Annotated in this window: 8 protein-coding genes; 4 read left to right on the forward strand and 4 right to left on the reverse strand. The window is 67.2% G+C overall.

Annotation, left to right across the window (positions count from 1 at the left end; translation table 11 throughout):
* Nucleotides 1–85: 85 nt before the first annotated feature.
* Together H9654_RS09160 and pyrE are read right to left on the reverse strand one after the other, a co-directional pair.
* Nucleotides 86–751 (reverse strand): hypothetical protein, encoded by a 666-nt coding sequence (locus tag H9654_RS09160; RefSeq protein ID WP_191770579.1) that lies wholly within the window; start codon nt 749–751, stop codon nt 86–88.
* 22 nt (nt 752–773) lie between these two features.
* The gene (pyrE, locus tag H9654_RS09165; RefSeq protein WP_042615474.1) at nt 774–1,433 is read right to left on the reverse strand and encodes an orotate phosphoribosyltransferase; all 660 of its coding nucleotides are present in this window, start codon (nt 1,431–1,433) and stop codon (nt 774–776) included.
* A gap of 131 nt (nt 1,434–1,564) precedes the next feature.
* Between pyrE and H9654_RS09170 the strand changes: the two genes are divergently transcribed.
* The 3 genes from H9654_RS09170 (at nt 1,565) to H9654_RS09180 (ending at nt 3,970) form a co-directional block, all read left to right on the forward strand.
* A complete protein-coding gene (locus H9654_RS09170; RefSeq protein ID WP_042615475.1) occupies nt 1,565–2,365 on the forward strand; it encodes an exodeoxyribonuclease III in 801 nt (266 codons plus the stop codon).
* Nucleotides 2,362–3,666, forward strand: a complete 1,305-nt coding sequence (locus tag H9654_RS09175; RefSeq protein WP_191770580.1) for an AmpG family muropeptide MFS transporter — start codon at nt 2,362–2,364, stop codon at nt 3,664–3,666. Before H9654_RS09170 ends, H9654_RS09175 begins: the two co-directional genes overlap by 4 nt.
* A gap of 76 nt (nt 3,667–3,742) precedes the next feature.
* Nucleotides 3,743–3,970 carry a hypothetical protein gene (locus H9654_RS09180; RefSeq protein WP_101098213.1) on the forward strand — a complete coding sequence of 76 codons (228 nt, stop codon included), beginning with the start codon at nt 3,743–3,745 and terminating at the stop codon, nt 3,968–3,970.
* A gap of 405 nt (nt 3,971–4,375) precedes the next feature.
* Here H9654_RS09180 and H9654_RS09185 read toward each other — a convergent pair whose 3' ends face one another.
* Together H9654_RS09185 and H9654_RS09190 are read right to left on the reverse strand one after the other, a co-directional pair.
* On the reverse strand, nt 4,376–5,503 hold the full coding sequence (locus H9654_RS09185; protein WP_191770581.1) for an anhydro-N-acetylmuramic acid kinase: 1,128 nt from the start codon (nt 5,501–5,503) through the stop codon (nt 4,376–4,378).
* A 72-nt stretch (nt 5,504–5,575) separates the two neighbouring features.
* On the reverse strand, nt 5,576–7,042 hold the full coding sequence (locus H9654_RS09190) for a M23 family metallopeptidase (RefSeq protein WP_191770582.1): 1,467 nt from the start codon (nt 7,040–7,042) through the stop codon (nt 5,576–5,578).
* A 170-nt stretch (nt 7,043–7,212) separates the two neighbouring features.
* On the opposite strand from H9654_RS09190, the gene tyrS reads away from it, so the two are divergent.
* Complete coding sequence (gene tyrS, locus H9654_RS09195; protein ID WP_191770583.1) at nt 7,213–8,424, forward strand: tyrosine--tRNA ligase; 1,212 nt, start codon at nt 7,213–7,215, stop codon at nt 8,422–8,424.
* Nucleotides 8,425–8,656: the final 232 nt, after the last annotated feature.

An 8,656-nucleotide genomic window follows, 5' to 3' on the forward strand; every position in this document is an offset into this window, starting at 1 on the left:
GCCCCCCCCCCCACCCCCCCCCCCCCCCCCCGGCCTGAACCCAAGAACCAGTGGCTCGTGCGCGATGGCGCGCCACGCTCCCCCCTCACGCCTCTGGCGTAGCACCTTTGAGCAGGCGGAAACGCTGCACGGTTTCTTCGATCTCCGCGTCCAGTTCGACGCGCTGGCGCTCGAACGTGGCCTGCATGCGCTGCTGCGCCAGCAGTTCGCCGTGGCGCTTGCGGATGGTGGCTGCCGGCTTCTCGCCCACCGGACGCCCGGCCAGTTCGTTGTCACCAGCACCGGCCAAGGCGGTGAACAGCGCATCGCGCAGGCTGGCCACGTTGTAGCGCGCGGTGTTGATGTTGTTGTCGAGGATGCCGACGCGCTCGGAAAACACCCGCCGCAGGTCGGCTTCGCTGCTGTAGGTGGACAGCATCGCCTGTTCGGTCCGCTGGCGGGTCTGCAGGGCCATTTCATCCAGCCGCGCCTGCGCCTCGGCCGCGGCCGCATCGGCGCGCTCGTCTTCGTTGAGCGCGCGCTGTACCTGGCCGCTGCGCAGCCCGCTGCGTGCGCTGAATTCCTCCCGCGCATTGTTGACCGCGTCCGCAGGCAAGGCATCGCTGCAGATGCGCTCGCTGCCCTCGTTCCAGCAATACAGTTTCTTCGCCTGCGCCTCGGCACTTCCGGCCGGACGCCTGGACTGCTGCGCGCCGGCCACGCACGGCGCGGCCAGCAGCAGGGCGGCAATGATGGACAGATTCCTCAACATGGCGACCACCCCCTTGGGTCGTTCAGTGCGTCGGACGGCTGCCATATCGGGACCGGTAGTCCGCCAGCGGCTGCCGGTAGCCGACAAGTTCCGGGTTTCCAGACGCGAAATCAAGCAGGTCGGCCATCGTCGCCACGGCAATCACCGGGATGCCGGCTTCCTCGGCCACGGCCTGCGCGGCCGAGCGCGGATCGGTTTCCGAAGCGATCTCCTGGCGGTCCAGGGCCACCACGATGCCGGCCGGAATGCCGCCGGCGGCACGGATGATGGCCATCGCCTCACGGATCGCGGTGCCGGCGGTGATGACGTCATCGACAATCAGCACGCGCTTTCCGGTCATGTCCGCGCCGATCAGCTGGCCGCCTTCGCCGTGGTCCTTCACTTCCTTGCGGTTGAACGACAGCGGCAGGTCGCGGCCGCGCTGGGCCAGTTCGCAGGCCATCGCGGTGGCCAGCGGGATGCCCTTGTAGGCCGGGCCGAACACCACGTCGTACTTGAGGCCGGCATCGTCGATGGCATCGGCGTAGCACAGGGCCAGCTGGGCCATCTTCGACCCGGAGTCGAAGCGGCCTGCATTGAAGAAATAGGGGCTCAGCCGGCCGGACTTCAGCGTGAACTGGCCAAAACGCAGGGCGTCGGCGCTCAGGGCCAACTGCAGGAAACGGTGACGATGGTCGCTCATCTGACTCAATCTATCTTCATCTTGGAATGTTAAGCCTACTAGAAGGCGGGCCCGGCGTCCTTCCACGGTCGGCGCACCGGCGCTGAACCGGTATGCTGGGCCGGTTTCCGCCGACACCCTGAATCGACCGCATGCGCATCATCAGCTTCAACGCCAACGGCATCCGCTCGGCTGCCAGCAAGGGCTTCCTGGAATGGTTCCGCGCCCAGGACGCCGACGTCCTGTGCCTGCAGGAAACCAAGGCGCAGGAGGCCCAGCTGTCCGATCCGATGTTCCGCCCCGACGGCCACCACTGCTTCTACCGCGATGCCAGCACCAAGAAGGGCTACAGCGGGGTTGCGATATACAGCAAGCGTGAGCCGGACCAGGTCATCACCTCGCTGGGCTGGGCGCCGTTCGATGAAGAAGGTCGCTATATCGAAGCGCGCTTCGGCAACCTCAGCGTGGTCTCCTTCTATATACCCTCGGGCAGTTCCGGCGACCTGCGCCAGGGCTTCAAGTTCGAGGTGATGGAATGGCTGCGGCCGATCCTCGACCAGTGGCTGCACAGCGGGCGCGACTACGTGCTGTGCGGTGACTGGAACATCGTCCGCTCCGCGCTGGACATCCGCAACTGGAAGTCCAACCAGAAAAACTCCGGCTGCCTGCCGGAAGAGCGCGACTGGTTGAACGCCCTGTGCGCCGACCATGGCCAAGCGACCGACCTGGCCGCCGGCCGCGGCTGGGCCGATGCCTACCGCCTGCTGCATCCCACCGGCGAGGACTACACATGGTGGAGCAACCGCGGCGCGGCGCGCGCCAACAACGTCGGTTGGCGCATCGACTACCAGTTCGTCAGTCCGGGCCTGCGTGATCGCCTGCGCGGCTGCTCGATCTACCGCGACGAGCGCTTCTCCGACCACGCCCCGTTCTGCGTGGATTACGCGCCGTGACCGGCACCGCCGCGCCGGTGTCCTACAAGGGCTGGGCCGGCATCAAGCGGGCCTTCGGCACGCCGTCGGCGCTGACCATGGCCCTGCTCGGGTTCGGCAGTGGCCTGCCGTTCCTGCTGATCGCCTCGCAGACCCTGTCCACGCGCCTGCGCGATGTCGGCCTGGACCTGAGCAGCATCGGCCTGATCAGCCTGGCCAGCTTTTTCTATCTGCTGAAGTTCCTCTGGGCGCCGGTGCTGGACCGCTATGCGCTGCCGCTGCTGGCCTTCATGGGCCGGCGCCGATCGTGGCTGCTGGCCTCGCAGGTGCTGGTGCTGGGCGGGCTGGTCGCGCTGGCCTTCGTGCGGCCGGAACAAGGCGTCGGGCCGCTGGTCTTCTGGGTGCTGGTTGCTTCCTTCGCCGGTGCCACCCAGGACTCGGTGGTCGATGCCTACCGCATCGAAATCGCCCCGGATGCCTCGCAGGCCGCGCTGGCCGCCACCTACACGCTGGGCTACCGCATCGGCCTGATCCTGGCCGGCGCCGGTGCCCTGTACCTGGCGCAGTTCGAAGGCTGGATCGTCGCCTACCTGGCGATGGCCTCGTTGATGCTGCTGCCGATCCTCACCACCCTGTTCTGCCGGGAACCGGCGCGCCCGGAGGCCGCCGTGCAGCGCCGCATCGACGTCACCGAAGCGTTCGTCCAGCCGATCGCCAGTTTCTTCACCCGCAACGGCGTGGCACTGGCCATCGGCCTGCTGGCCTTCGTCGGCCTGTTCAAGTTTCCGGACCAAGTGATCGGGGTGATGGCCGGTCCGTTCTATCTCGATTCGGGCTTCGACAAGGCCGACATCGCCACCGTCTCCAAGTTGTTCGGGGTCTGGATGGGCATCGGCGGCGCCTTCCTCGGCGGCATCGCGGTGGCTGCGTTCGGTTTCCGCCGCATGCTGCTGGTCGCAGCGCTGGGCGTGGCGCTGTCCAACATGGCATTCCTGCTGATGGCACACAATCCCGGCCAACTGTGGGCGTTCTACGCTGCGCTCAGCGCCGACAACCTGTTCCAGGGCTTTGCCGGCACCGTGCTGGTGGCCTTCATGTCCTCGCTGACCGACCGCAACTTCACCGCCACCCAGTACGCCCTGCTGGTATCGCTGGCCAACCTGCCGGGCAAGTTTGTCGGTGGAGTGTCCGGCTACATCGTCGAAGCCACGTCCTACAGCACGTTCTTCCTGCTCAGCGCAGTCACCGTGGTGCCGACCCTGCTGCTGCTGGCCTGGCTGTGGCCGCGCCTCTCCGACCGCAGCGCCCCCGCTGCTGATTGATTGCCTGCGCGGGCGCGGTGCGGGATGATCGCCTGTCGGCACCGTGGGGGCGGTGCCCTGGAATGGGGAAACAAGCATGGCGGACCTGCTGCTGCAGGAAGTAGACCCGATGATCCTGGACCGGATAGCCCGGCTGGCGGTCGCGCGCGGCTGGACGCAGGCCCAGACCTGCGTGGCGGTGTTGGAACAGGGGTTGTTTTCCACCGAACTGGAAGTGCGCAGCGGCTTCGCTGATCCCGAAGTGGATGCGCTGGCCGACGCCATTGCGGCGCTGCAGGCGCTGCCCGCCGGCCACGGCTTCTAGCCGCAGGTCCACGTCGAACGGCGGAGCCCCTCGTGGTGGGTGGGTCCACGCCATCGCATTCGCGCTGTCGCTCCCACGCTTTGCTACGCAAACCGCGGGCGCCGTCCCACCATCACCCACACCCCGCCGCTTCGCGGCCGCCCCTGACTCAGGGGCTCCCCCCACCCGACACAGTGCGGGGCTCGGCACTACCGCTCTTCTTTCATTTCATACGTGGCGGGCGCCCGCGGACTGTCAGGGCCGGGCGGGAGGGGTTCGTGGGGGCGTTGAGCGCCATGGGTGGCGCGAAACGAGGCCCGCAGGAGCGGCTTTCGCCGTCCCCCGCGAACCCCTCCCGTCCGGCCCAGTTCCAGGAAACCGCTTCTCGCGACCACTACTAGGGGTCCCGCCGTTCGCTGGCGCCGCTCAGCCCGGGTGGATCGCCCCAAGCACCCGCGGCCCTGCCGCGCCGGTGACGCTGGGCAGGTTGCCGGCCAGGCCATCGAGCGTGCGCTGGGCCAGCCAGGCAAAGCCAAGCGCTTCCAGGTAATCCGGATCCAGCCCATGCCGCGCGCTGGATTCCACCACCACGCCGGGCAGGCGCGCCGCCAGTCGCTGCATCAGATGACCATTGCGCACGCCGCCGCCGCACACCAGCACCCGGCTGGCGTCGGGCAGGGTGTGTCGCAGTGCGTCGGCCACGGTCGCTACGGTCAATTCCAGCAGGGTGGCCTGCACATCGGCTGCCACGTGCTGGCCGTCGCCGATCTGTTGCTGCACCCAGGCCAGGTGGAACTGCTCGCGCCCGGTGCTCTTCGGTGGCGGCAGGGCAAACCACGGGTCCTCGCGCCAGCGCGCCAGCAGGGCCGCGTCGACCACTCCGCTGGCGGCGAACGCGCCGTCGGCATCGTACGCATGGCCGGTATGGCGCTCGCACCAGGCATCGAGCAAAGCATTGGCCGGGCCGGTGTCGAAACCCAGCAGCGTCCCCTCGCGGGGGATCAGGGTCAGGTTGGCGATGCCGCCGAGATTGAGCACCGCGCGGTCTTCGTCGGCGGTGCCGAGCATCGCCAGGTGGAAGGCCGGCATCAGCGGCGCGCCCTGTCCGCCGGCGGCAACGTCGCGGCGGCGGAAATCAGCCACGGTGGTGATCCCGGTGCGCTCGGCGATACGGTTGGCATCGCCTAATTGCAGGGTGAAGGCCGGCGACGCCGACGGACGATGGCGGACGGTCTGTCCGTGCGAACCGATCGCCCTGACCTGCGCCGCCTCCACGCCACTGTGCTGCAGCAGCGCGATCGCTGCGGCCGCAAAGGCTAGGCCGATGCGCGCATCGACATCGCCCAGCTCATCCAGCGACGCCAGCTCACCGCCCTGGCCCAGCGCCACCAACCGCTCGCGCAGCAGCGGATCCCACGGCAGGGTCAGGCCCTGGACGAAGCGACAGCCGCCTTCGGCGGGAAACTGCGCCAGTGCCGCATCGATGCCATCGGCGCTGGTGCCGGACATCAGCCCCAGGTACAGCGGCAGGGCAGGGTCGAACGAAGCAGCCATGGGACCTCCGCAAACAACAAGGGCGCCAGCTTGGGCGCCCTGTCGATGCTCGTCAATGCGATGCAACCGCGCTCAGCCGCGCTTGCTGCCGGTGCTGCCGCGCGCGGTGCTGGCGACCTCGGTGGGGGCATCAGCCGGCTTCGGCGCCGGGCTGGCGTCGGCATAGATCATCTTCTCCATGCCCTGGATGCGCGCCATCGCCGGCGAGGTCTGTGCGCGGAAGGCCACCAGTTCAGCGCCACGCAGCGGTTCCGGCGGCGGCATGGTCACGCTGAGGGGATTGCGATGCTCACCGTTGACGCGGAATTCGTAATGCAGGTGCGGGCCGGTGGCCAGGCCGGTGGAGCCGACGTAGCCGATCACCGTGCCCTGCGCCACGCGCTGGCCAGTCCGGATCTTGCCGAAGCGCGACATGTGTCCGTACAGCGTGGTGTGGCCGCGCCCATGGTCCAGGATCACCACGTTGCCGTAGCCACGCTGGGTGCCGGCGAACTGCACGCGCGCATCACCGGCGGCCATGATCGGAGTGCCGGTGCGCGCGGCATAGTCCACGCCCTTGTGCATGCGCATCTTGCCCAGCACAGGGTGGCGGCGCGCCCCGAAGGTCGAGCTCAGCCGCGCGAACTGGATCGGCATGCGGATGAAGCTTTTCTTCAGCGGGCGGCCATCCAGGTCGAAGTACTCGGCCTTGCCGTTGCGGTCGAAGCGGAAACCGGAATAGGTCTTGCCGCCGCTGGTGAAGGTCGCCGCGAGGATCTTGCTGGTGTCGACCCGCTCGCCCTCGCGCCAGGTTTCGTCCATCACCACGCTGAAGCGGTCGCCCGGCTGCAGGTCCTTGGAGAAGTCGATGTCGTACTTGAAGATATCGTCGGTCATCGTGGCGATTGCCGAAGGCGACAGCCCGGCCTTGCGCGCGGCGGCATACAGCGAACTGGTGATCTCCCCGCTGGTCACCACGGTGCGGGTGCTGGTCTCGCGCTTGGTGACCGTTTCCTTGATGCTCTCGCCGGCCAGCGTCAGTTCCACGCGGTTCGCATCGTCGCGGTTGAAGCGGATGCTGCGCAGCTCACCGGACAGCGGCATGTCGAAGGCGATCTCGGTGCCCGGGCGCAGCTTCACCAGCGCCTCGCGGGTGCCCGGATGGTCCAGCACGCGGTGCAGGGTGGTCGCCGGGATCCCGGCTTCGTCGAACAGGTCGCTCAAGGTCTGGCCGCGCTGTACGCGCAGCACCTGCCAGCTGTCGCCCGGCGTGGCCTGCTGGCGACCATGCGCCAGCGGCGGCAATGGCAGCGCCAGGCTGGTGTGGGCATTGGGGTAGGGGGTTTCGATGGTGCTGGAGAACCCCGGCACGATGGTCGCCACCAGCATGCCGATGGTCGCGAACAGACTGGCGTGCACCCAGTGGCGACGGGTCCAGCGTTCATTGAAGGCAGCGGGGAGGTGTTGCCTGAGCTTCCGGTGCAGGGCGTTGTCGTGCAGGACGTGGAGCCGTTCCTTGAAGCGCTGTTTGCGCGCGCGGCCGTGATCGGAATTGAGCATCAGAGGTGTTTTCCTGGCTGGCCCGGGAGCACGGGCTGGATCGCCGGTTACCATAGACACCTATGAAAACCGCGTCAAACCCTTGTGCCTATTGGCTTTTGTGAAGCCGATGCGGTTAACTTGCTCTTAACACCCCACAAGAAGAAACGGCGTTGCCGGGAGTAGTGAACGTGTCCTCCATCGATGAAGCCCTTGCCCTGATCAGCCGCGGTGCCGACGAGATCCTCAAGGTCGACGACCTGCGCGCCCGCCTGGAAAGCGGAAAGCCCCTGCGGATCAAGGCCGGCTTCGACCCCACCGCGCCGGACCTGCACCTGGGCCACACGGTGCTGCTGAACAAGCTGCGCCAGTTCCAGGACCTCGGCCACCAGGTGATCTTCCTGATCGGTGACTTCACCGGGATGATCGGTGACCCGTCCGGCAAGAGCCTCACCCGCAAGCCGCTCAGCCGCGACGACGTGCTGGCCAACGCACGCACCTATGAAGAGCAGGTGTTCAAGGTGCTGGATCGGGAAAAGACCGAAGTGCGCTTCAATTCGGAGTGGTTCGGCAAGATGGGTGCGGCGGACATGATCCGCCTGGCGGGCCAGCACACCGTGGCACGGATGCTCGAGCGCGATGACTTCGCCAAGCGCTATGCCGCCCAGCAGTCCATCGCCATCCATGAGTTCCTGTACCCGCTGGTGCAGGGCTATGACTCGGTCGCCCTGGAAGCGGACGTGGAACTGGGCGGCACCGACCAGAAGTTCAACCTGCTGATGGGCCGGGGCCTGCAGGAACACCACGGGCAGAAGCCGCAGGTGGTGCTGACCATGCCGCTGCTGGAGGGCCTGGACGGGGTCAACAAGATGTCCAAGTCGCTGCACAACTATATAGGTGTGAGCGAACCGGCCATCGACATCGTCACCAAGACCATGAAGGTGGATGACACCCTGATGTGGCGCTGGATCGAGCTACTGTCCTTCGACATCAGCCAGGCCGAAGCGCTGGCCCTGCGTGACCAGGTGGCGGCTGGCGGACTCAACCCGCGTGAAGTGAAGCTGCGGCTGGCCCGCGAACTGGCCACCCGCTTCCATGATGCCGCCGCTGCCGAACAGGCCGTGGCCGGTTGGAATGCCGCGGTGACCGGGCAGGGCGACATCACCCAGCTGCCGTTGCAGGACGTGGTGGTGCCGGCCGAAGGCCTGCGGATCGCCGCGCTGCTGACCGCAGCGGGCCTGACCCCGAGCAATTCCGAAGCCAATCGCAAGCTCAAGGAGCGTGCGGTGAAGGTGGACGGGGAGGTCGTGGAAGACGGCCAGCAGCAGTTGCAGCCGGGGTTTGAAGGTCTGTTGCAGGTGGGCAAGCGCACCTTCGCCCGCGTCCGCCTGCTGGCTGGCTGAGGCCGCAGTGGTTGCCTGATCGCCGCCATGCATGAACAAATGCATGGCGGCGTGAAATAAATGCTCACACCCCCTTCCCAAAGGGTAGGGAAAAGCACATACTTCACCTCCCCCGTCGCAGGGGTCGCCGCCAAGGGACTTCAGCGACAAAGGGAACGCCACCACCGCCGAACGATTCAATCGAACGAAGGTGTTGACGGACTGAAAAAGTCCGGCATAATAGGCGGCTCGC

This window comes from Stenotrophomonas lacuserhaii, assembly GCF_014836545.1.
Lineage (GTDB): Bacteria > Pseudomonadota > Gammaproteobacteria > Xanthomonadales > Xanthomonadaceae > Stenotrophomonas > Stenotrophomonas lacuserhaii.

Coding starts and splice junctions, on each gene's coding strand:
- H9654_RS09160 (WP_191770579.1), bottom strand. CDS start 751: ATGTTGAGGAATCTGTCCATCATTGCCGCCCTGCTGCTGGCCGCGCCG.
- pyrE (WP_042615474.1), bottom strand. CDS start 1,433: ATGAGCGACCATCGTCACCGTTTCCTGCAGTTGGCCCTGAGCGCCGAC.
- H9654_RS09170 (WP_042615475.1), top strand. CDS start 1,565: ATGCGCATCATCAGCTTCAACGCCAACGGCATCCGCTCGGCTGCCAGC.
- H9654_RS09180 (WP_101098213.1), top strand. CDS start 3,743: ATGGCGGACCTGCTGCTGCAGGAAGTAGACCCGATGATCCTGGACCGG.
- H9654_RS09185 (WP_191770581.1), bottom strand. CDS start 5,503: ATGGCTGCTTCGTTCGACCCTGCCCTGCCGCTGTACCTGGGGCTGATG.
- H9654_RS09190 (WP_191770582.1), bottom strand. CDS start 7,042: ATGCTCAATTCCGATCACGGCCGCGCGCGCAAACAGCGCTTCAAGGAA.